The following is a 22,323-nucleotide window of genomic DNA, read 5'->3' on the forward strand; positions in this document are numbered from 1 at the left end:
CCGCTCCGGCGAGCGAACACCGCCGCCAGCGGCGCGCTGGCCATCCCGCGCGCTGCTCTCTAGACTCGCGCCGCGATGCACCGCTGGTTCAACACTGCAGGCCCCTGCAATCCGGCCGACCACTACATGCTCCCGCCCGAGGAGCGCCTGCCGGGGGTGCGCGACCTCATCGATCGCAAAGCCTACTTCGTCCTGCACGCGCCGCGGCAGATCGGAAAGACGACATCGCTGCTGACGCTCGCCCAGGCCCTCACGCGGGAAGGGCGCTATGTGGCGGTGCTCGTCTCGATGGAGGTCGGCGCCCCCTTCCCCGACGACCCCGGCGCGGCGGAGCTCGCGATGCTGAGCGAGTGGCGAGGTAACGCGAGCTCGCAGCTCCCCGAGGATCTGCAGCCGCCGCCTTTCCCGGATGCGCCCCCTGGCCAGCGCATCGGGGCCGCCCTGCGCGCCTGGGCCCAGGCCGCACCGCGGCCCCTCGTCATCTTCCTCGACGAGATCGACGCCTTGCGAGATACGACGCTGATCTCCGTGCTACGTCAGCTCCGGAGCGGATATCCGGGCCGCCCGCATGGCTTCCCGCACGCGCTCGCCCTCATCGGTCTGCGCGATGTGCGCGATTACAAGGTCGAATCCGGCAACAGCGACCGCCTCGGCACGTCGAGCCCGTTCAATATCAAGGTCGAGTCGCTCACGCTGCGCAACTTCACCCGAGAAGAGATCGCCGCCCTCTACGCCCAGCACACGGCCGAGACGGGCCAGAGCTTTCAAACGAGCGCCGTGGATCGGGCCTTCGAGCTCACCCAGGGCCAGCCGTGGCTCGTCAACGCGCTCGCCCGTCAGCTCGTCGACGTCCTGGTCAAGGATCGCGCGCAGCCCATCACGGCCGCGGACGTCGATCGCGCCAGGGACATCCTGATCGAGCGGCAGGACACGCACCTCGATAGCCTGGTAGAGCGCCTGCGCGAGCCACGCGTCCGCGCCGTGATCGAGCCCATGCTCGCCGGCAGCACCCTCGGCGACGTCCCTGAAGACGACCGGCGCTTCGCCGTCGACCTGGGCATCGTGCGCCGCACGGCGGAAGGCGGTCTCGCCATTGCCAATCCGATCTACCGCGAGATCATCGTCCGTGAGCTCGCGAGCGGCGTGCGCGACTCGCTGCCGCAGATCCCGGCCACCTGGCTCACGCCCGACGGCCGCCTCGACGCCGATCGCCTCCTCGACGCCTTCCTCTCCTTCTGGCGCCAGCACGGCGAGCCGCTGCTCAGAGCGGCGCCCTACCACGAGATCGCGCCGCACCTCGTCGTCATGGCCTTCCTCCACCGCGTCGTGAACGGCGGCGGCAGCATCGAGCGCGAGTACGCCATCGGTCGGGGCAGGATGGATCTCTGCGTTCGTTATGCCGGCGAGACGCTCGCGATAGAGCTCAAGGTCTGGCGCGACGGCCGGCCGGATCCCCTCGCCGAGGGGCTCGCTCAGATCGACGAGTACCTCGCCGGGCTGGGGCTCCAGCGCGGATGGCTCATCCTCTTCGACCAGCGCTCGGGACAGCCCCCCATCGCCGAGCGCACGCGCCGCGAGCTCGCGTCGACCCCTGCCGGCCGTGAGGTCGTCCTGATTCGCGCCTGATCTCTCCGCGTTTCAGCGATGCGCGATCCCACGCCAGGGGCTGCCTGCGCCTTCCGTCACCTCGGTGTGCGTCGTTGATCACGGAGCCGCCGCTGCGCTGGAACGCAGTACCTCGCGGGCACTCTGACCGACCTTCGTGGCGCACCGGGACATGGCATGTGTGCAGGGTGCATCGCTCTCGGCCAGCACCCGATCGCTCAGCTGCCGAGCCACTGCCGCGCGAGGTCGAGCGTGCGGGCGTTGTCCGGCACATCGCGGAGGAAGCGCTCGCGCCAGGTCGGGTCGCTGAGCTGCTCGGCGCGCGCGAGCAGCGCCGTCCTGGCCGAGGCGATCGCGGCCTCGGCCTCGGCGCGCCTCCCGCTCGCGGCGAGCGTCTCGGCATAGGTCAAGCGGACGAGCGACTCGCCCTCTTCCAGCGTGCCAAACTCCGAGAGCCGCGCGCTCGCCTCGGCGGCAGCACGCATCGCCTCGTCGGTGCGCCCGAGCCCGAGCAGCGTGCGCGCGAGGACGGAGAAGGCCTGCACGCCTACCGTCGGCGCGCTCTCGAAGAGCGCGATGGCGGCGCGCGCCTCGCGCTCGGCGGCCTCGAAATCGCCCATGGCGAGGGCGATTTTTGCGAGGTAGCAGCGAGCCGGGAGCTCCGTGCGCACCATGCCCGCTCCCTGGCTCGACGCGACCGCCGCCTCGGCGAGCACGCGCCCCTCGGCGAGCTGACCACGGTACCCGAGAGCGTGCGCAAGGTTGACTTGCGCGTGGAGCTTCGCCTCGTCCAGGTGCATCCGGTCGGCCGCCTCCACGACTGCCCGCAGCATCGACTGCGCCGTCTCGAAGTCGCCGAGCTCGATGTACACGGAGCCCATGCCCCCCCGGATGCTGCACGCGTTGCGATGATCTCCGGCTTGCTCGAAGGCGAGCAATGCGGTCTCCAGGCTGGTAGCACCGGCGCCCAGATCGCCGGTGCAGATGGCATGGATCGAGCGCGCCTCATGGAGGTGCGCGGCCGCCTCGAGATCGAGCGCTTCCACGCCCACGATGGCGCGCTGCGCAGCGTCGAGCAGCGCGGCGCCTTCGGCGTACCGTCCCCCCAGCGACAGCGCGCCCCCGCCCACGGACAGGCAGCGGAGCTTCGCGCTCTGCGCGCCGTCGGAAGCGGCCATGTCCACCGCCTCGGTCATCCAGCGGCTGACATCGTCCAGTCGACCGAGCTTGGAAGCGCCGAACACTATGGGGGTGATCGCCGAGAACCATGTGGCCGAGCCGCGTTCCACCAAGCCCAGCGACTCGCTCCCCCGCTCCACGGCGAGCGCCAGGTCGCCACGCCAGATATGAGCCTCCGCCTGGACCCGGCGGAGCTTGCCGGCGATGTCCCCGGCCGCGCCGCAGCCGATACCCCGGTCGGCCCGTGCGATCGCCGCGCCGAGATCTCCGCCGCGCAGCGCCTCCTCCGCCGCGCGCAGGTACGCCTCCGCTGCCCGCGCCGGCGCGCCGCCAATCTCGAAGTGCTCCGCCAGCACCATCGCGCCCGCCCCGTCGGCCCGCACCAGCCAGTCGCCTGCAAGGCCGTGCCCGACGCGGCGGTCGCGCTCGGTCAGCATGCTGTAAGCGGCCTCCCGCACCAGCGCGTGCCGGAACTCGTACTCCACCTCACCCGCGACGCGCGCCTCGCGCCGCCGCCGGATGAGCTCTCGGCGGGCGAGCTCGGTGAGCTGCCGCGCAACCGGCGCGCCGCCGACCAGAGCGACCACCCCGCCTTCCCAGAGTAGCGAAACTTTTAGTACACGCAGAGGAGGCTGAAATTCCGGCCAAAACCGGCGATTTGCTCAGCCGGGCGGGCTGGAGCATGATCAACCTTTCGGACAGGTGAAACAAATGAAAGACGCAACCCCCAACGCCGCGATCCGGCGGACGCTCGGCTACCCGCGCGTCAGCACGAGGGAGCAGGAGATCGCAGGCGTCTCCCTGGACGCCCAGGCCGAGAGGATCGGCAACTACTGCCGGCTCCATTCGCTGCCGGCGCCGATCCTGTTCCCGGAGGTAGAGAGCGGCGGCGAGGAGAACGAGGTGAACCGGAAGAAGGTCGCCGCGCTCCTGGCGGACGTCCGCCGGGGCGACATGGTCGTCGTGACGGACATCGACCGCTTCGGGCGCGACGTGGTCTTCATTGTCAAGAACGTTCGGCAGATCATGCGCAAGGGCGCCGTGTTCGTCGCCATTGACAAGGGGTTCGATTCGCGCTCGCCGATGGCAGAGGACACGCTCGCCAACTGGGCGGTCGGGGCGGAGCAGGAGCGCCGTCGGATCAAGGAGCGGACCGAAGGGGGGCGGAAGCACCTGCGCGCACAAGGGCACTTCGTCGAAGGGCATCCTCCGTTCGGCTACGAACGCCAGCCGAAGCCCAAAGGGACGAAGACGCCGCTCCCCCTCCGCGTGGTTCCGGAGCACGCCGCGGTGGTGCGTCGCATGTTCGCGCTCTGCCTTGAAGGCCATAGCGTATTCCAGACCGCCAAGCGGCTCCGTCAGGAGTATGGCAGCATCAAGGCGTTCGGGCGCGCCTGGGTTGTTACCGCGCTGCGCAACCGAACCTACACGGGCCGTGTCGCAAAGACCAGCGTGCGGCCGAGCGCCACGCGTGGCGTCGTGCAACTTCCGGCCGAATGGATCCCCGCACATGAGGCGATCATCGACGATGAGACATTCAACAATGCTCAGCTTGCGCTGAGAGGCCGGCGCCGCGGGAGGAAACCCCAGGACGCGTCTGCGACAGCGAACTACTTGCTGCGCGGCTTCTGCCGTTGCGCGGAATGCGGCGGCAGCGTCGCTGCCCGTCCGGTGGACCGCAGAGGCCGACACAAGGTGGGCTACTACGTCTGCCGTGGCCATGTGGAGCAAAAAGAGAAAGGCGTCCGATGCAAGCTCAGCGCATGGTTGCGACAGCCGGATGCGGACGCCGCCGCAAGCGAGCAATTCTTGACGTTTGCTCGCTCGCTCCTCACTTCGCTGACGAGACCACCGCGTCAAATCGAGAAACCAGACTTTGCCGCGCAGCGCCGCGAGATTAAGATCTCGCGACAGCGAGTCGTGGAATTTGTCGCAAAAGGGCTCTTCACCGTCGACGATGTGAAGATGGAACTCAATCGCCTCGACGACGCGCTTGCAGCGATCGAGGCGAAGGAAGCCGAGTTCAAGGAGACGGCGGGCAACGATACCGTCGAGACTCGGAAGCATGCACACGCCTATGTGCAGCAGGTAGTCGACGAGTGGGATGTTTTGCCGCTAGACATCCAGCGAGCACTGATTCGCTCGTTCTCGTCGAAAATCGAGGCAACGAAGGATAAGCAGCTCAGGACCACCTGGCGCGATCCATCGCAGATATCAGCGGCGCATGGAGCGCAGGAATTGCCAGCGCTCCGTCCTGCGCCGAACGTCGTTGCGCTTCCCGACACCTCGCCCATCGCCTCGCTGTCCCCGATCGTCGCGGTGCTCCCCGCGCCGACCATGTCTGCGCGTGATTACCTCGGCTCGCCGGAACGTGCCGTCGCCCCGGACGAGCGTTCCCAGGTAACCACCCAACCAAAGGCACCATGATCGTCTGAGCGGTGCCGGAGACCTCTTCTGTTCCCATCACGACGAAGGAGAAAGCGATGGATACAAGGGCGGAGTGGGCCTAGCGGATGCCGCGATCCCCCAGCATGAGAAGCATTTTCGACGCAGCGGATCTCCCATATATATAACGACACGTCGCGTCGACAAGGTGTCGTGGCGCCAGATGTCACACCGACCTCAGGTCGCCAAATGCTACGCCGTGGGGAAGAGCCCCTCCCATTCGGCCACGAGAAAGCGGTAGCAGAACTCCGCTGCGGTGAACGCTGCATATGCTCGCCACGCATCCTCCTTGTCTTGCGCAAAATCACTAATCGACTTAAGACAAAGAAATTTGGGCTGAGGCTCGATGGTGTCCTTGCATGCGCGGTGGACTGCATATGCCTCCATCTCGACGCCAATGAGCTTGCGCCAGTGCTCGACGACTTCGTCGATCGGTGGCTTGGCGTCGACCACTGCTGCCCCCGACGCGAGTGGGCCCACGTGCAGTTTGAGAGATGAATCCGGCGGCCCCGGATTCCACGCGCGACGAATCTCATCGAGGATGTGGCCCTTGTTCGACTGCCAATTTCGGAGCCTCTGCAAAAGACGACCATCGACATCGAGCGGCTTTGGGTCGGGATGAAAAATTACCGCTCTCTTGCTCTCATCACCGGTCATCTCGACCTTTCCGGAGCCATAGTCGAACGTGTGCTCCGCAGCCAAGATGTCGCCGAACCCACGCTCGGTCTTCTTTTTTACCCCGGCAGCGATACCAACCATGGCTACAAGCTTTGGCCGAAAGCGAATGATCATCTTAGTGGCGAGCACGGCGGACGCTGACATTCCCATATGATTGGGCGCCGCAGCCACCACCCGAATTTGCCTTCCCTTCGCCGTCTTGTATATCGAATGATAATAGGACTGAGGATCCAGCGGCACCGGCTCTAGCTCGCCCCACGAAGTGCCGATTACCCTTTTTACCTTATCAAGTTCGAGGTCGGGCACCGCACATACGATGACCACGTCGGCTGGCGCGATGACATTTGTTTCCATTTCCAGATCCCCTCTCACGGCGGCAAGTTCCTGCATAGGGCTCGGGTGTAGATCAGTCATTTCATGCGGGTTCCGCAGGGCCCAAGTTCCTTGCGTGGCAGCTTCTCTAGCTTGGAGACGAACAGCGCCGGGGCGTTCGTAGGTGATCCTCGCTTCGCGCTCGCCTGCGGACGCGACCTGGCCCGCTGCGCGGGGAAGGAGCGAGATCACCTCCATCGGTGAGAGGACCCTGCGTGTCCCCTGCAGCGTAATCTCCTGCGCATGGATGCGCACGAAGCTGATCCAGTCCTTGCCCGGGTGCGCCTGCTCGATGCGCAAGATGGCGTCGAGTGCCGCGCGGGTTCCTCGCTCCGACAGGCTGTTGAGCAGCGCATTGCGCAGCTCCGCCGCCTCGTCGCGCGGCTCGATCGCTTGGAGTTCCCCGGTGAAGAGGTTGCGATCTTTCGCTCGTGGAAACTGCTCCTCCATCCATAGGAACAGCTCTGCAACCTCATCCTCGGAGAGGTGCAGCCAGCGTGACCTCTGTCGGCGAGGCATGTCCGCGACGGCTCCGAGCACGACCTTGCGCCCGAACCCTCGAGCCGCTCGAAATACCTGCTTGAGAACAGGCCAGCCCGCGTCAGCCGTATGCACGAAGAGCGCCTGGGCTGCTGCCCGCGCACGTGCCCTGACGCCTCGCCGTCTGGGGAGCGGCAGAGCCAGAAGAGACGCTGCATACTCCCGCGCCCCCTCGACGCCGCGCTCGAGTAGCTCGCCCAGCAGGGAGCCGAAGGGGGACGGCGAGAGCGAGAGGTCCTGCGCCTTGAGTAACAGGAGAGCGTTCAGCCGATCGTCCCAGCAATGGCTCAGCTTGCGGTAGATAAAGATATCATCGTGGATCCGGATCTCCTTGTCGATGAGGATGGCCAGCGTCCACAATGTCTCTTCGGGGGCGAGGCGATAGGCAAGGCGCACGAGTTCGCTGTGCGACTCCTCTTCCGTCGGCTGGTCGGATGAAGAGATGGGGTACCCGATGATGGCCGGGGTCCACCGTTGCCATGCGCTCGCCGGAAGCGCCTCGAACCCTGTGGGGTCCAGGTCCTTCAGCAGCAACAGCGCCCGGTAACCGGCGATGGCAGGGTGATAGAACGAACCATGTGCCAGCCACTGTCCTGGCGCTGCATCGCGCTCCATGATGTATCGCCTCGCCACCAGCAGGACGCGGCGACGTGTGGGATCGTCGGCGTCCCTCCAGCCAGGAAAGCTAGTCAAGCTCGGTTGGCCGTGGTCTGAATAGTGGGTGCTCGTCGGATGCAGCGACATCACGCGCTGCATCTGCCAGAAGGCATCCAGATCTCCTTGCTCGGCGCGCTCGAGGCACCGAAGGACGCGCTCCGCGGGTGGCGGGGCGAGGAGGCGCTCTCGGCGCTGGAGTCGGAGCTCTGCCCCGAGCTGCTGGGCCTCCTGCCATGATCTCTTCTGCTGCTCTGCGAGCGGCGAGTCTAGCTGGACCGGATCCAGCATCCACCGGAGCGCCTCGTGGAGCTCGGGATGCCGAGGCGCCGCGTCGATGACGGCGCTCACGGAGTCGTAGGTGAACCCCTGGTGCTGGATTGCGGCGTTTACGAGGCTGGCCCAGCGCCGCCTCAACGCCTGCTCGCCCGCGGCTTCGAGGCGAGACAGCATCCAGAACAAGTCATCTGGGTGGAGCATGCCCTGTGACACAAAGGTCCAGTATTCTCGATCGGGCTGAGCAGGCAGCTTCGTTAATTGCAGGTACGTCTCGATGAAGCGCTGCTGCTTCCGGTGCTCGTCCGGTGTGCGGGCCCCTGCCGCCTCGTGGCGTATAGGTTCGGGAAAGAGGTGCTCATGCCGACCGAACTTGACATGGGCCAGATGAACGAGCGCTTCGAGGATGGCTGGGTCATCCATGCAGTCCCACGCCCTCCGGGTGAGCCGACCGATGAGCTTTGCGAACCGGTCTATCGGGTGGTCCGTACGAGGCTGCCGCTCCGCCCACGCGAGGGCTTCAACGAGGTCCGCATCGGAGAGTCCCTTTTCCAGCTCGCGCTCGATGAAGGCGCGGTACGCGCCGAAGTGGCCCTTGTTCTTGGGTCGCGTGAGGCAGCTAAAGAGCTCGCTTGCTGGCATGTGCCCCGGCCAGAGCGCGGTGAGCGCGTACCCCTTGAGCTCGTCGTATGGATCCTTCCCGGCCTGTCCGTGAGCAAGCGGCCGGAGGCGCAACCTCGCGGCCTCGTCAGCGATCGTCACGACGGCCCGCGTAGCCCGGGTCCGAAGGTTCACGTCGTCCGCCGGATCGAGCGCGACATCGGCCAGCGCGTCCTGGAGACGTCGCCGTTCCTCGCAGGCCTCGGCGATGTCGATCGCCCCCCGCCGCGCGATGAAGTACCGATCTCGCCCTCGAATCCACGGCTCGAGCTGCTCCGGCAGCCGGTGGTGCGAAAGCTTGCGGTAGACCGCTTTGTTTCCCACGTCGACATCGATCAGCTCTCGGTCTGCGAAGCTCTGGAGCAGCGCGCCGACGAGCCTCTCGCGCTCCACGTCGCCCACCATGGCCACGTCACTCCGCAAGAGCGTCCGTGGATCGTCGTGCGTGAGCTTCGTGAAAATCTCCGCATCAGCGCTCGCCATCCAGGCTGCGACCTCGCGCAACGCCGGCACGATCTGCACGCGCTCCACGGAAGGGAACAGGATCCCCTCCAGGGCCTCGAGCTCGAGCCCCCGCTCGCGCAGGAAGTACGCAGCCAGGAACTCCGCGTACGTCTGGTGCGCCCAGCCGAGCAACTGGTCTCTCCCACGATCTGTGAAGAGCCCAGTCATGGTCAGGGTCTCCCGCACCGCCCTGGCGTCGACCTCGAAATCCTGCTCTCCGACCCGCTCACTACGGCCTCTCAGCACCTCGGCAAGCAGCGCGTCTTCCGGGAGATCGCCGGGGTCAGTACCGAGATGGATCATGGATCGGTTCCCGAGCAGGCAAACGGCCGCGATGCGAGCGGCGACCATCATCCGCTGCCGCGCGTCCAGCCGTCCGGTCTCGCCGCGGTCGCGCCGGGTCAGGCTCCGCTCCTCGCAAAGGAGCTGGCACCCCTCCTTGTAGATCGCCCAGCGGGTGTTCGGCAGCGCGCCCCGGGCGCGGTAGCGGCGCAGCAGGAAGCTCAAGGTCACGGGCTTGGTCGCCAGCGCCACTGCGCCGCGATGCGCGACCTCCGCGAGGAACGCGCCGGCGTCGAGGCCATCGTCGCGCGCCGCGAGCTCGACGTCCTTCTTGCGCAGCGGCGCGAGTTCGTAGATCCCCACGAAACTCTTTCCGCCGTCGTCCTGGCTCCAGAGTTCCTGGAGCCCCTGCTCCAGGACAAGCGGCACCTCGGCCGTGCGGCAGGCGATGCGTAGCCGGAGCTTCTCCACGGGACCCCGGCGAAGCTTGCCGAGGATCCGGGACGCGGCGTCGGCCTCGGGACACTCGTCGAGGCTGTCGAGGAACAGGTGGAGCGTGTGCTTGCCCTCGAGCCATCCTTTGAACTTCGGGTGCTCGAAAAGGTCGCTCTTCAGATCGCGGTCAAGGCGAAAGTCGATGTCAAGGAGCTCTTCCCCGGGCGGAAGCTGCCTCGCCGCGATCTCACGCTGCCTTGCCATGGCGCTCGACTTCCCGATGCCCGGCTCGCCCAGCAGGAGCAGGCAGGGCCTGGATGCGATGTCGTCGAACGCCACCGCGCAAGGCTTCGCGTACCAGCCGTGCTCTCCGTCGGGATCGAGGAGATATCCCTCGCAATCCAGCGTGTTCTGGCCTTCGCGCGGGCACCAGAACCGCTTCCAGTTATATCGTCGATTCACGGTTCCCATGGACGGATGAGCTCCAAGACGAGGCCTGGGTGCTCGTAAGGGCAAAGGCTACGTTCCTTTGCGGGAACCTGCAAGCCGGCGCCGCTCCAGGTCACGCCCGCAAGACAGGCGACGCCTCATCGACCCGGGGCGCGCACGATCCCTCGAGCTGCCCCTCCCTGCTGACCGCAGCTGTCACACCTCCCTGTCACTCCGCCCGCTCCGCCTGCATCCCAGGCAGGCACATGCGCAGGGTGGTGCCCTCGCCGGGATCGCTCTCGACGCGGATGCTGCCACGGTGTTGCTTGATGGACCGGTGCGTCAGCAGGCGGAGTCTACCGCCGAAGCTTAAGCACATACGCGAGTATCTTGCAGCCCAGGCGGAGCCGTGAGAACGCGGTTTCGATGGGCGTCCTCAGCATCCGGGCGAGCTGGCTGACCGGTCATGCCCATGGCGATGGGGCCGTCCGGGCACCGCTGACCTCTGCCCCCTCTGCGGGGCCCGTCGAGGTGCCCCACGATCTACGGTAACACTGAAGGACCCGTCCGCTCGTCCAGCGCGGCGAGGCTCGGACAGTCGGTCTCCTAGCCAGCACTTGCAACTGCAGCCCATTTGGTGCGTTTTCGCGCGGCGGCGCGTGACCGCTCCCGGGACGCGCGGTGCCCGTGGTAGCATCGCGGCATGCGAGTGCGGCTCATTCTGGAACACGGCGGTCGTGCCATCACTAAGCGCGTGGACATACCCGAAGCGCACGCTGTGGGCGCGGTTGTCATGGCGGAGCGCGAGCGCAGAGCGTGGAACTCGACGCTGAGCGCGGTGGCGCAGACGTCTACCTTCTATTACCGCGCAGGTCCGCACGATGCGCGCGCAGTGCCAGGTGTTGCACCGTCTTGCCCCGGCGCGAGAACGTGCCCAGCTGTGCGCGTTCTCGGTGAGGACCAGCTCTGCCTTCGGCCGTCCCGTTCGCATGTTTGACTTCAATGCCCATGGGCGGCGATTTATTTCGCGCTCTTCAGGGACGGGACACTAGACGATGAGGGCATTAAGATAATGAAACAATGTTCGCACCGTGTTTATGACCAGCATGGCTTCGGGTTCGCTCAGCAAAGCGGGGTTGGGGTGCGCGAGAGTGGCGTTATTTCGTATCGGATTGAGCGCGTCGACAATATTGGCCAGGGAGTTCACGATGCGGATCGATTCAGGCGACACCGAGGAGCCGGTTGTAAAGGAAGGATGCTGAGTTCGGAGTAGCTTAAACAGCTGTGTGATGGATGGATTAGCTGGTACTGGTATACTTGAATGAGAGCAGGCAGCGAGTAGATAGCCGTGGAAGGCCGTATGGACGCGGTCGACGGCGGATGATGCCCCGGATGCAGTTGTGAGGTTGTCGGCGTCGCGAAGAGATCGCTCGACCGCTTGAGAGCTGACCGCGAGTACGGGAGGCGCCACGACAGGAGCTGTGCTTGTCGCCAGTTCTGCAGCGATGAATCTGACATAGTAACCCAACTCTGAGAAGACGCCCTTGACCTGGTTGTAAGTAGATGTGCTGTAGGAATCTGCCTTGGACGCGGAGAGGTTCACGTACTCGTCCAAGTTCAAGGTCGCCTGAAGCACCGCAAACTCATCGTTGAACCCGTTTGTGGCATTAAGCAACTCAAACGGAATCGATTCCAGCGCATCTGCCGCTTCGGTCTGCCCTCGCTTACGCAATAGCTGGAGAGCGGTAATGCGAACACGCTGCCACAATTCCGGTGGTAAGGCGCGGTCCAGAGTGTAGAAGTCCTGGGCGCCGGAGCCGTGAGCGAGGACGATCATGAAAAGATCCTCCGACAATGCTTGCACCGCCTGACGGTCCGCCCGTCACCTGTGGACGCCCGACAGAGCCAGAGACGCCGGAGGGCAGTTGTCCGGTTCACGGGACCGTTAGACATCCTGCCTCCGGGGCGTGTCGGTGTGGTGACATTCAGCAGATTCCAAGTGCTCCGAAGGATGCACATCGATCTTTATGATGGAAGGGTCATCGGATCGGATAACACGGAGGATCGCTACGGGGAATGAGCTGGGTGCCGCCACGCCTCCCTCCAGACGTCGAGTCTCTGTGGCACCGAAAACCCAGAAGCCGGCTTCGTCGAGGATGCGGAGGGAGTTCGTCAAATCGAAGGTCGCGCGGACCCGATCCGCAGCTTCGAGGTCGTCAGAGATCTCGCCCCAGTCTCTGGCCTCTTGAAGGAAACCGCCCACGAGATCCACTTCGCTTTCGGACCTCAAGTCGTCGTGGTCAAACAGGTAGCCGCTTGCGCGGTCCACGATTTTGAATACATCGCTACCCGACATCAGTCGGATAAGGTGGGAGGGAATGTTGTCTTTGACTCGGCGAATGCGAACGGGCGGGATCTTACCGTCCTCCGCGAGCACTGACGAAACCCAGCGCTGATGGTTCGTCCTGATCGTCTTCAGCACGTCAGCGGTATAGGTCTCGGACTGGTCGTCAACCATCTTGTGGTGCACACGACACAGTAGAAGCAAATTGTCAGGTTCGTCCAAGAGTTCTCGATGGAATGCTGGATCGGCGCGCGGGCCACCGGGCTTCCCGGAGATGATATGGCATTCGTCTCCCACGACTGAGTCATTGTCTTCAGGTGTCGCATCGACCATCAAAGATGTCCGGCAGAACGCGCAGCGGTTGCCCGAGTGTCCCCACAGGATCTTTCGCGTTTTATCTGAGATGGTCATGTGATTGTCGCCGGATGTCTAACGGCCGGGGCTTGTGCCGCCCGTGGGTGCGCTAGGCGAACCCACGCGTCGATCAGCAAGCCCTTGTTGGGCGGCCATTTCATCGCGAGCGAACCGCCTTAAATGCCTCACGGATAGCTATGTCGGCCGAGGTCGAGCTCCAATTCTCCTCCTCATACCACTCCATAGCCGCGGGGTGCGTGCGAAGTGCCCTTGCGACGGTCTGTGCGGATACGCCGCGCAGACTTAGCAACCATCCGCGGGTCCGCCTTCGCTGATCAAAGCGCTTCCAGTGGGCTTCGGCTTCGAACAATGCGCGGGCAGCGTCCTCTAGGAGACCTTGACGATTTGCAGAGGCAGCTGCCTGCGCAAGCTGCAGAATCCATGACATACTAGGGTTCGCGTCGTCGAACGATCGGTGGCCCCAGTCGTGAGAGAGATGGTACGCCATGGACGCGAGGAGCGCCCCCGCGTGTGCCTCCGAGCCCCGAACAAGGAACTCCGTGTCCACGGCGGTAATGTAGTCGAGAAACAGCTCAGAGTTGCGCGGCTCGTCGAGTCCGAGTTGAACGAGTGCGCGCGAGGCGGCGGTGTCGCCACGCACGGCACGCTGAGCCAAATCTGGGGCCGATGCCGCGGTGTTCGGCTGCTCCTCAACGACGGTTGCCAACAACTCTCGCACTTCCGTCATGCTCTGGGGTCGCGCCCTCGGATCCGGTTCCGTCATTCGTCTTACGAAATGGCGCCAGGGCCCCTCGGGAAGGAGTGGCTGGGTTGTCACGGGCTGCGTACCGGTAACGAGCCACGCCACCACACGGCCGAGACTATAGATGTCTGCGGTGATTCCAGCGCTGTGAGGTTCGACATACATCTCCGGTGCCGCAAATCCCTGCGTCCCGATAAATCGGGTTTCCGAGGTGAGCAGCGCGGTAGTCTTACCGTGCGGCTGCCGCACAAGTCCCCAGTCTGCAACCACGTGGCGCGACGCTTTTCCTTCGGTAATCCGAAGGATGTTTCCGGGGGTGACGTCACGATGCACGTGCCCCGCCTCATGCGCCGCTTGCAGGCCGAGGCTCACTTCAGTCGTCATCGCAACGATCTCCGAGTGCCCGCGCGGAGGCAGCAATCTCAGATCGCCGTCGGCGAGCGGCATCGTGAACCACTTTCCCTTGGAGTCGGCGTCAAGGACGGGCATGACGTGAGCGTGCTTGAGGATACCCTGGATCTTGATCTCGCGGGCCATCCTACGTCGCGCATAATCGTCAGCGAAGGACTCTTTAAACGCAACGATTTGAGCAGCGGGCTTGTAAACCGCACGGTACACGGTAGCGCATCCACCCCTGCCAATCGGCGAAGCTTTCGAGACTTGGTACGCGCGTCGGTCGCCAGGCATCAAGGTGCCCCTAGCATGCTTTTGCGCGGGACGCTATCGGGAAGTCAGGCGCAACTACACATCACGCGCCCCACGGGGATGGCAGCTGCACATCAGAAAGAACGTCCCGAAGCGCTGCTTGCTAAAAGCGACCCCTCTCCAACCAGCGGGCCCCCACGCGAGACGCCCGCCTGCCCAACTATCAGTCTATTGGTCAACCGAAACCGCCGGACCAGGCGTGCCTAGATCTTCGCTTTTTGTAGCCTCTCCCACGAAACATGTCCCGGATCGGCTCTGCGCCGCAAGGCCCAGGTGCTGTCCGGCGCCGTCGGGTAGATCCATCTAACACCAACGGCAATCGCCGCCTCTTCGGGGTCCGGGGGCGCCTGGAGGGGGCGCGGCGGACGCGTAGCCGGAGGCGTCGCGCCGCGTCGCGCCTGGATGACACGGCGCGGCCTCCTCATCGGGAGGTTGCCGGACACACACCGGTCCATTCACGACCTCGGACCGATGGGGCCGTCGAGCGCGCTGCAGACGGCCAGGCCGCCGCGGTTCAGGACGTGGGTGCAGATCATCGTCGTGTTCACGTCGCAGTGGCCGAGGAGCTCCTGGAGCGTGCGGAGTCGTAGCCGGTTTCCAGCAGGTGCGTGGCGAAGGAGTGACGCAGGGGGCGGCAGCTCGCGCGCTTCGATAGACCTGGGGCAGGTGCGGCCTCTCGCACCGCGCGCTGGAGCACCGTCTCGTGCAGATGATGCCGCCGGAGCTGACCTGTCTCCCTATCGCGATAGGGGCACGTCGCATGGAGGACCCATTGCCACGGCCAATCTCGGCCGGCGTTCGGACACTTGCGGTCCAGGGCGTCAGGGAGGGCCACCCAGCCGGCGCCAGCCGCGACATCGGCGGCGTGCTGGGCGCGCACGGCGGTGAGGTGAACGCGGAACGGGGGACGGGCGCGAAATGGTGGCGGCCTCCTCGGCGCGGTAGCGGAGCGGTGCGGGAGCTGGAGCAGCGCCAGGGCGGCGCCGAGGCGGGCGTGGACGCCGCGAGCGGCGACGAGCTGGCCGGCCGCGAGGAGCCCACGGATCTCCTCGGAGAGGGCCGCCGCGTCGGCTGCCGAGACGGCGGCAGGTGCCGCCGAAACGGTGGCGGCGGTCGCGAGCGGTCGCGACCGGCTCTGGATTCCCCGGGTTCTGCGGCCTCCGCGACGCCTTGCGCCCGCTCGCTACTGCTCGAGGTAGAAGCGCCGCGCGAGCTCGGGGCCGTCGCCATCCACCTGGTCGAGGGGGACCACGTCGCCGGCATGCTCCTCGAGCGCGGACTCGGCGCCGCAGCCTGGTCAAACCGCGACGCGGCCGCGGCGTCGAGATGGACGCCAGGGAGGCCGCGATCGCGCTGGCGTCGTTCATGACGCCGGAGCAGACGGCGCGGCTCGCCGGTCGGGGCGCCGCTCCACGCCTAGCCAACATCGAGATTTCCGAGCACGAGCTCGGGGGGCCACCATCGCCTACCCCGGGCGAGCTCGACGCCGTCGCAGAGATCGAGGCGGACGTCGGCGAGCGTTGCGCCGTCGGCCTCGTCCATCGGGCCGAGCGCGGCGCCGTACCGGCGCGGTGACAGCACTCCTTGACGCAGCTGGAGTTGCACGACGTCGCCCGAACGCCAGCGTCGCCTGCTCTCTGAATAGGATCGGCAGGCGGCCGCGATAGGCACGCACGGGAGATGCAAGCGGCGAAAGTCCATCGCGACGCCGCTTCATGTGCTCGACCGGCGCGCTTCCTGCCGGCCAGCGCTTCACCGCATGCGAGCCTGCCGATCGCCCGGACGTGGGCTTGGCACCGCGCGCGTCCCGCGCTCCGCCGCCTCCCACGCGGCTCGCAGGCTGCTTGCAAGTTTTCCTCCCCCCTCCATCGGCGGTCCCATTCGCTTCAGCGCCTCCAGGCGCACAGCCTCCAGCCTCGACCGGCGCGGCGCCGTCGCCCGGCGCTTCTCCACGAGCTCACCGAGCACCTGCTCCGCGCGCTCCCACTGCGCCGCCGCCCCCGGCGCGTGCGCGATCCTTCGCACGGCGTTCCAGGGCGCTTCAAGCTGATCACACAGGTTGCCGATCTCGGGGTGCAGCCGTGCGATCGCGCGCAGGTGGCACCGGGTCTGCTTGTTCATCTGGAAACACTCTTCCAGGACGTGGCTCGGCGCGCGGACAACTCCGCACGCGAGCTCGTACCAGCGCCGCGAGCTCATGCGTCTACAAAAGCACCGAACCACAAACCTGCCAGAGCGAAGCCTTCATTTTCCGTTCAACTTTAAAGAGCGTTAAAGCACAGTACCAGAGTCGGCTCCTGGGGAGGACGACGGCATTAAAGTCTGATGTAGCGTGCGACCAAGAGGACGCCGGTTCTCACGTGGCACCGTGACCTGACTGGCATTCGCTGGGGCCCGATCACGTGACCTCGGTGTGCTGGGTGCCCCCCCGGGCGGTCGCCGTCGAGCGGGGCCAGCTCGCCCGGCGCCGCGGTCGCGAGCCGCGCTGGCATCCACCTGGGCGAGCTCCGCCTTGCGCCTGCGCCAGCCTCCCGCCTGGACGAGCTCCGCGGCCCCGTGCGCCGAGTTCGCGCCCCGCGTCAGGCCGCCCCGCGGTCGTGCCCGTCGCGCGCCGCCCTGTGGCACGCGTACGCAACAAAACGGAGGTGGGCGGCTCGCCGGAGCCCCTCAGCCGACCCCGCGCAAAATTACCAAAACGACCCCTTCGCGACCCCCCCAAATTGGCCCCTCGGGCGCTCCCTCGAAGCGGTCTAACTGCGCGACACCAGAGCGGTTTCCACACCTGACCAGATCCCGGTAACTCGCGACGAGATACCAGATCGTCAGAATTACCATTTCGGGCCTCCTCACGGGCTCTCGTTCAGGCTCCGTCCCGAACCCGAAACACACAACAACCGAGGTTTGTATATGGCAGGAGCAGCTACCCTCGCGCTCTGGCGGCCCCCGACGCGCGGTCGTCGGGCCGCGCTGGCGGGCGACGCTGCTGCACGGGCGGCATCGTGCGCAGCCCCAGGCGTTCGGCCGTCAGCGTGCGGTGACCGCGACCTGCCCCACGGCGCGCTCCGACGAGCCGCCCGCGCGCGGCACGGCCACGCATGGGCGACGTCGTGTAGCTCCAGCCGCGTGGTCGCCAACACTCCGCCAACGCCGTCGAGCGCCGTCCTGCCCACGGCGCCACGCCGGGCCGGGAGGCGGACGACGGTGGCGCACGGACGGCGTCATCGCCACGCCAGCGGGCCGGCGTCGCGGCGGTCGGCGCGTGCCTCCGTGACGCCGCCCACGCTCCCCGCGCCCGTGACGGGCGCGAGGCCAAGCGCCAGCGGCGGCCCTTCACGTCAGACCGGGCAGACCGGACGATGGCGCGCGCGATCGGCCAGCTTGGCGCCTCCGACTGTCTCTCGAGAAAATGTCTCCCAGGGCGCCTCGCGCGCGGACGTCCACGCGCGCCGATCCGGGCCGCGCATGGCGACGCTGAACGCGGGCGCCACGTTGGGGCCCTGCACCCGTCGATCGCGTACGAGACCATGGGGCTGCCGGCCAACGTCGCAGGCTCGCCGAGCTCCCTCGCGTCCGCTCGGCTTCAACTGCGCACGGTAAACACCATCTCTTGTGGGAATGGAATCCAGCGCGACCCCTGGCATGTGCGCGTAGAACCCACACGATGCCGATTCGCCGCGCTCGGCTCGCGCATCGTGATCAGAGGCGCACGCTTGGAGCGGCACGACGTCGTCCGGGCGCCAGCGTCGCCCGCGAGCGCGGCCCGATGGCGGCACCGCGGGCCTTTTGCGTCGACACCACGACGACGCGGGTTCGTCGGCAGCTAGATCGGGACCTCGTCATCTCTCAGAAGGCCATCAATCTTGCTTAGCAGTTCTCGCTTGACCCGCTGCCGGTTCAGTTCGTCTTCGTAACCGGCCTTGACAGATGATACCTTGGCGACGCCCTTCAGCATCATCAGAGCGTCGATCATTCGCTCCGCCTCGTCGTCATCCAGGTCGCGCCGGAAGTGAACAACCAGGCCCTTGACGCTCATTGCAGTCCCACTCCCCGCGAAGAGATCTCGCCGGCTTCCCGAAGCATAAGAATATTACGCAACTCACCGATGGCCCGTGCGCGTCGCCTGTAAAGCGTCGAGAGGGGCAGCCCTGCATCTTGGGCGATCTGGGCCATCGAAACTCCGCCCAAATCGTGTGCCACGAGAACGAGTCGCAGCACCGGATCGAGCTCATTCACTGCATCCATGGTGCTGGCCCTGACGTTGTCGGACTCCATCACAGCGGCAGCATCTGGCGCTGGATCAAGCACCTCGATCGAACTGACCAATTCCTCCCTGCGCTTTCGCGCACGCTCGTGGTAGTGGGAGGCAACGTGTACGGTGATCGCGTTCAACCAGCGCTCCGGCCTGCCGCGTTTCGGATCGAACCTGGGCCAGCTCTCGCAGGCGTTGAGCCAGACCTGACCCGCGACGTCGCCACGCTGGCACTGAGGGACCCCCATCCTCTCCAACCAGAGCAACACCGCACGAACCAGCATCGGGCAAAACAAGCGCGCGTACGCCGCAGCGCGCTTTCCTTCATCCGGACAATCCATGACTTTACCCCCCTTGCGAAATCGCACCCTATGATGAATGCGAGGCACGGCTGCGCTCACCCATGGCTCCCTACTCCCGGAAGTGTCGTGTTCAGCGGAGAGCGCTCAACGTCCTCCCAATCGGCAATGTTCGCGGAACCCGGCCCGCCTTCGTCACGCTGTAGCGGGAAGCTTGTCAGCGTGGCAGCGCGCCGGGCGGGCTCAGTCCCCGTGGCGGCGCGGACAGGGAGCGGCGACCTAAGGCGCGGCTGCGGCGGCGGCGGGAGCTTCGCGCGCGGGCTCATGGCCGCGAGCTCGGGCGACGGCACCACAGGCGGAGGAACGTCGAGCGCGCGGGGAGGTAGCGTCGGCGGCGTCGAGCTCTGCGCCGGCGACGACGCGGGACGCGCCGCGCTCTCGCGCTTGGTGACGGGCTCGCCGACCTGGATCACCACGGTCTCCTCGGCGTCCGTCCGGTCGTCGTGGTGCAGCTGCCAGAGGCGCTCCCAGTACCGCGCCGGCGTGCCGGTGAAGGCCTCCAGCTGCCGAGCAAGGCCGGGCGTCATCGGGAGGTCGCTCCTCAGCAACCGTTCCACCTCCCTCGGCTCCAACCCCGTGCTCTCGGCCAGCTTCCTCCTCCACGAAGGCATCGTCGCGCAGAACGACTCGAGGACCCTTCCTGGCCAGGGGACGGGGCGCGCGCGGGCATCTGTCAGCTTCGCGAGCGCCGCATCCACGTGACAGTCCAGAAGGCGCCGGCATCGGTCCCGCTCCCCCACTGCCTGCTCCTTCGCATCGATGAGGGCTGCCTCCTCGTCGTCATGCGCGTGCTCGCGCGCCTCGCGAAGGCCGCGCTCGCGTCCCAGCGCTTCGCGCGCGGTGACCGCGAAGCCGATCGCGACACAGGCTATCATCGCGAGCCCGAGCGGCGAGACGAGCCACATCGCACCCAGCATGTCCTCCATAGCGATTCTCCTCCTGGACGTAAGCATTCCTACGCAAGACAGATCTCGGCCCTGTGCTGTCTGGTCTGAAGACACCATCAGCGTCACCGTCAGCTCGCCGTCAATCGACGGCCGACGATTCAGCGAATGTGCCTGAACAGCGCTTCGCGCTCCGCTGCGAGCCGACCGCGCGGAAACTCCCGCGCATGGGCTTCGAGCAGCAGGCGCGCCTCGTGATCGCCCTCTCCGTCGTTGTCCTCAATGGCCCTTCGGGCCTGGCTGATCAGGCGCATCTCGCGTGCGGTGACCGCTGGCCACACGGGGCTCCCCGGGGACGAGATACGAGGTGCTGTCGGCACGGAGGGCGCGGGCGTGCTGCTCGCCACAGCCTCAGCGCGCGCGCTGCCTGTCGCCGCCGGCGACGCGCTCCCGGGCGCGACAGCAGAATGCGCGCTGTCACGTGAGCCTTGCGCCGTGACGTCGTCTGGTGCGGGCGCGCGCCCCGGTGCGCTGAATGCGGCCGGGTGCAGCCACGATTCCGCGCTGGGCAGCGGCGGCACCGCCGAGAGGAGCGCGCCGGTCAACACGACGAACGCACCCTGCACGACGATCCTCACGCCCAGCCGGCGCAGCCAGGCCGTCCACGACGCACGGCGGTCCAGCCCGAGCACCAGCGGGACGCAGGCGCTCTCGTCCCTACCGTGCGCGGGTTGCTGGGCCGTCCACCGCTTGAAAGCCGCAACGAGTCGATCCCAAGCCCGGCGGTGCTGCGCCCTCACCGTATCCAACGGGACGTTCAGCTCGGCGGCGATCGTGGAGAGCGGTGTCCCCTCCAGCTCGTGCTTGACCAAGAGATCCCGGTCCTTGGGGCCGACCCGGTCGAGCAAGTCCCGGGCCAGCTCCTCCTGCTGTCGCAAGCGCAGCAGTTCCTCCGGCGTGGGGCATTCGTCTCGGGGATCGCGCTCCTCGAACGACGTCAGCACCTCTCCGCGGCGGCGCTGGTTCCGTCTGTGCTTCCGTGCCTCGTTGAGGGCGATCGTGACGAAATACCGCGCCGGATCGCCGCTCAGCTCGACCCGCCTCGCCACTTCCAATCCCCGCAGCAGCGCATTCTGCGCGACGTCCTCGGCGTCGCGCGCCGGCACGCCGTGGAGCCTGGCCAGGCGCCGGAAGCGGTTGAAGCTGAGGAGATGGGTCGCTGGCTTGCCCACGGTTAGGTAGCATCCCTGAGCCGCTCGAAACGGTGCAGGAAAGTGCAAGGAGCGGCAACTTCGGTAGCACCAGGTGGCACCGATACATGCGTTCAGGCGATCGCGCCCTCGCTGCCGCGAGGAGGCGATCGCATTGCCGCACCCGAACGCAATTTGCCACTGCCAGGGCCACTTTGCATCGATTCGCTCCCGTTGACGCCGCGCGGCTGGCGCGAGTACCGTCCAACCATGCGATGTTCCGCATGTGTTCTGCTCCTCTCTGCGCTCCTCGCCGCAACCGGCGCTGCGAGCTCGGCCAGCGCGGAGGACACCTATCCGGAGCCAGGACCACGTGACGGCGCCACGGTGAAGGACCATGTTCGCCGCGGTCGCAGGGCACGCAACGCCGGGCAGTGGACTGAGGCATACGCCGCCTACAAGGCCGCCTTGGAGGCAGCAGACCCAGCGTCCAGCACGGAGCGAGAGCGCGCGGAGCTCGCCGGCGAGCTTGGTCTCTGCGAGCTCGCGCTGCGCAAGTACCGCGATGCCGCCGAGCACCTGGCCTTTAGCCTCGAGCAGCGCACGGCGCTGCCGCTCGCGCTTCAGCTACGATTCGAGAAAGGAGAGCGCGAGGCAACATCGCACGTCGCGACACTCGTGCTCTCGGTCGATCCGCCGGATGCCGAGGTGCTCGTCGACGGCAAGTGGGTAGGCCGGGTCGCGCGGACGTACAAGCTGTTCTTGGAGCCCGGCCAACGCATGGTGCGGGCCCGCGCACCGGGCCGCCAGGATGGTTTCCATGAGTTCGGGGCTGTGGCCGCAACGGCGTACAACGTCAGAATGCCGTTGGCGCGTATGGCGGTGAGCCAAGCTCCGGAGAGCGCGCCGGGTTCACCGAAGGAAACGCCGAAGACCAGGAGCTCGTCGCCTGCCGTGCGGGGCCGGCCGTCCAGCGCTTGGACATCCTGGCCAGGCGCCCTGCGCATCACCGGTATCGGGTTGACCTTGGCAACAGGCTCGCTCGGTGCGGTCTTCATGGTTCGTGCGAGTGCCGCCGACGGAGACCTGGACGAGCGGAACGCGAAGCTCGACGCCGTGGGCGTCTCTCAAGGGGTATGTCGGGGAACGCCGAAACCCTCCGCGTGCGGCGAGCTGACGAGTCTCCAACGAGAGCGGGATCTCTTCGCCGGGCTCGGCACGGCGATGGTGGTGACGAGCGGTGTGGTGGGCGCTGCGACTCTGGCTTCATTCTTCATGGACTTCTCTTTACTGCAGGCTGAACCGACCAAAGCTCGGGTCGCGCTGATGCCGACGGTCGCGCCGACACAGGCCGGCCTCGTGGCGTACGGCGCGTGGTGATCAGGGGGCCAGGACGTGCGTCTTCTCGAACCGCGA

The 22,323-nt window shown here is 66.5% G+C and carries 15 protein-coding genes; 4 read left to right on the forward strand and 11 right to left on the reverse strand.

Annotated features, from left to right (window positions below; all coding sequences use genetic code 11):
• The first annotated feature begins 75 nt into the window (after positions 1 to 75).
• The gene (locus tag WMF19_RS29045) at positions 76 to 1,626 is read left to right on the forward strand and encodes an ATP-binding protein (protein ID WP_437893317.1); all 1,551 of its coding nucleotides are present in this window, start codon (positions 76 to 78) and stop codon (positions 1,624 to 1,626) included.
• A gap of 197 nt (positions 1,627 to 1,823) precedes the next feature.
• On the opposite strand, the gene WMF19_RS29050 is transcribed toward WMF19_RS29045, so the two are convergent.
• A complete protein-coding gene (locus WMF19_RS29050) occupies positions 1,824 to 3,371 on the reverse strand; it encodes a hypothetical protein (RefSeq protein WP_437893318.1) in 1,548 nt (515 codons plus the stop codon).
• 124 nt (positions 3,372 to 3,495) lie between these two features.
• Here WMF19_RS29050 and WMF19_RS29055 point away from each other — a divergent pair, with 124 nt between their 5' ends.
• A complete protein-coding gene (locus tag WMF19_RS29055; RefSeq protein ID WP_437893319.1) occupies positions 3,496 to 5,211 on the forward strand; it encodes a recombinase family protein in 1,716 nt (571 codons plus the stop codon).
• 210 nt (positions 5,212 to 5,421) lie between these two features.
• Here WMF19_RS29055 and WMF19_RS29060 read toward each other — a convergent pair whose 3' ends face one another.
• From WMF19_RS29060 to WMF19_RS29080, 5 genes are all read right to left on the reverse strand, one after another.
• Positions 5,422 to 10,101, reverse strand: a complete 4,680-nt coding sequence (locus WMF19_RS29060) for a phosphorylase family protein (RefSeq protein WP_437893320.1) — start codon at positions 10,099 to 10,101, stop codon at positions 5,422 to 5,424.
• A gap of 187 nt (positions 10,102 to 10,288) precedes the next feature.
• A complete protein-coding gene (locus WMF19_RS29065; protein WP_437893321.1) occupies positions 10,289 to 10,438 on the reverse strand; it encodes a hypothetical protein in 150 nt (49 codons plus the stop codon).
• Between the two features lie 669 nt (positions 10,439 to 11,107).
• A complete protein-coding gene (locus tag WMF19_RS29070; protein WP_437893322.1) occupies positions 11,108 to 11,896 on the reverse strand; it encodes an abortive infection family protein in 789 nt (262 codons plus the stop codon).
• Positions 11,897 to 12,004: 108 nt separating this feature from the next.
• Positions 12,005 to 12,814, reverse strand: a complete 810-nt coding sequence (locus WMF19_RS29075; RefSeq protein WP_437893323.1) for an HNH endonuclease — start codon at positions 12,812 to 12,814, stop codon at positions 12,005 to 12,007.
• Positions 12,815 to 12,914: 100 nt separating this feature from the next.
• Positions 12,915 to 14,207, reverse strand: a complete 1,293-nt coding sequence (locus WMF19_RS29080) for a protein kinase domain-containing protein (RefSeq protein WP_437893324.1) — start codon at positions 14,205 to 14,207, stop codon at positions 12,915 to 12,917.
• 1,344 nt (positions 14,208 to 15,551) lie between these two features.
• Here WMF19_RS29080 and WMF19_RS29085 point away from each other — a divergent pair.
• Positions 15,552 to 15,800: a hypothetical protein gene (locus WMF19_RS29085; protein WP_437893325.1), complete on the forward strand. Its 249-nt coding sequence runs from the start codon at positions 15,552 to 15,554 to the stop codon at positions 15,798 to 15,800.
• Positions 15,801 to 15,977: 177 nt separating this feature from the next.
• Here the strand turns inward: WMF19_RS29085 and WMF19_RS29090 are convergent, their stop codons facing one another.
• From WMF19_RS29090 to WMF19_RS29110, 5 genes are all read right to left on the reverse strand, one after another.
• Entirely contained in the window at positions 15,978 to 16,346 is a 369-nt protein-coding gene (locus WMF19_RS29090; protein ID WP_437893326.1) for a hypothetical protein, read from the reverse strand.
• 1,699 nt (positions 16,347 to 18,045) lie between these two features.
• On the reverse strand, positions 18,046 to 18,258 hold the full coding sequence (locus WMF19_RS29095; RefSeq protein WP_437299416.1) for a hypothetical protein: 213 nt from the start codon (positions 18,256 to 18,258) through the stop codon (positions 18,046 to 18,048).
• Positions 18,255 to 18,815, reverse strand: a complete 561-nt coding sequence (locus WMF19_RS29100) for a sigma-70 family RNA polymerase sigma factor (protein ID WP_437893327.1) — start codon at positions 18,813 to 18,815, stop codon at positions 18,255 to 18,257. Before WMF19_RS29100 ends, WMF19_RS29095 begins: the two co-directional genes overlap by 4 nt.
• Positions 18,816 to 18,871: 56 nt before the next feature.
• Positions 18,872 to 19,759 (reverse strand): helix-turn-helix transcriptional regulator, encoded by an 888-nt coding sequence (locus WMF19_RS29105; RefSeq protein WP_437893328.1) that lies wholly within the window; start codon positions 19,757 to 19,759, stop codon positions 18,872 to 18,874.
• A 119-nt stretch (positions 19,760 to 19,878) separates the two neighbouring features.
• Positions 19,879 to 20,949: a sigma-70 family RNA polymerase sigma factor gene (locus tag WMF19_RS29110; protein WP_437893329.1), complete on the reverse strand. Its 1,071-nt coding sequence runs from the start codon at positions 20,947 to 20,949 to the stop codon at positions 19,879 to 19,881.
• A 345-nt stretch (positions 20,950 to 21,294) separates the two neighbouring features.
• Between WMF19_RS29110 and WMF19_RS29115 the strand changes: the two genes are divergently transcribed.
• The gene (locus WMF19_RS29115) at positions 21,295 to 22,287 is read left to right on the forward strand and encodes a PEGA domain-containing protein (protein ID WP_437893330.1); all 993 of its coding nucleotides are present in this window, start codon (positions 21,295 to 21,297) and stop codon (positions 22,285 to 22,287) included.
• The last annotated feature ends 36 nt before the right edge of the window (positions 22,288 to 22,323 follow it).

Source organism: Sorangium sp. So ce124, assembly GCF_051525235.1.
Classification (GTDB): domain Bacteria; phylum Myxococcota_A; class Polyangia; order Polyangiales; family Polyangiaceae; genus Sorangium; species Sorangium atrum.

Excerpts from the sequence above, each read along its gene's own strand:
- WMF19_RS29045 (WP_437893317.1), top strand. The coding sequence starts at position 76 with ATGCACCGCTGGTTCAACACTGCAGGCCCCTGCAATCCGGCCGACCAC.
- WMF19_RS29055 (WP_437893319.1), top strand. The coding sequence starts at position 3,496 with ATGAAAGACGCAACCCCCAACGCCGCGATCCGGCGGACGCTCGGCTAC.
- WMF19_RS29060 (WP_437893320.1), bottom strand. The coding sequence starts at position 10,101 with ATGGGAACCGTGAATCGACGATATAACTGGAAGCGGTTCTGGTGCCCG.
- WMF19_RS29065 (WP_437893321.1), bottom strand. The coding sequence starts at position 10,438 with ATGTGCTTAAGCTTCGGCGGTAGACTCCGCCTGCTGACGCACCGGTCC.
- WMF19_RS29070 (WP_437893322.1), bottom strand. The coding sequence starts at position 11,896 with ATGATCGTCCTCGCTCACGGCTCCGGCGCCCAGGACTTCTACACTCTG.
- WMF19_RS29075 (WP_437893323.1), bottom strand. The coding sequence starts at position 12,814 with ATGACCATCTCAGATAAAACGCGAAAGATCCTGTGGGGACACTCGGGC.
- WMF19_RS29080 (WP_437893324.1), bottom strand. The coding sequence starts at position 14,207 with ATGCCTGGCGACCGACGCGCGTACCAAGTCTCGAAAGCTTCGCCGATT.
- WMF19_RS29085 (WP_437893325.1), top strand. The coding sequence starts at position 15,552 with ATGGACGCCAGGGAGGCCGCGATCGCGCTGGCGTCGTTCATGACGCCG.
- WMF19_RS29090 (WP_437893326.1), bottom strand. The coding sequence starts at position 16,346 with ATGAACAAGCAGACCCGGTGCCACCTGCGCGCGATCGCACGGCTGCAC.
- WMF19_RS29095 (WP_437299416.1), bottom strand. The coding sequence starts at position 18,258 with ATGAGCGTCAAGGGCCTGGTTGTTCACTTCCGGCGCGACCTGGATGAC.
- WMF19_RS29100 (WP_437893327.1), bottom strand. The coding sequence starts at position 18,815 with ATGGATTGTCCGGATGAAGGAAAGCGCGCTGCGGCGTACGCGCGCTTG.
- WMF19_RS29105 (WP_437893328.1), bottom strand. The coding sequence starts at position 19,759 with ATGGAGGACATGCTGGGTGCGATGTGGCTCGTCTCGCCGCTCGGGCTC.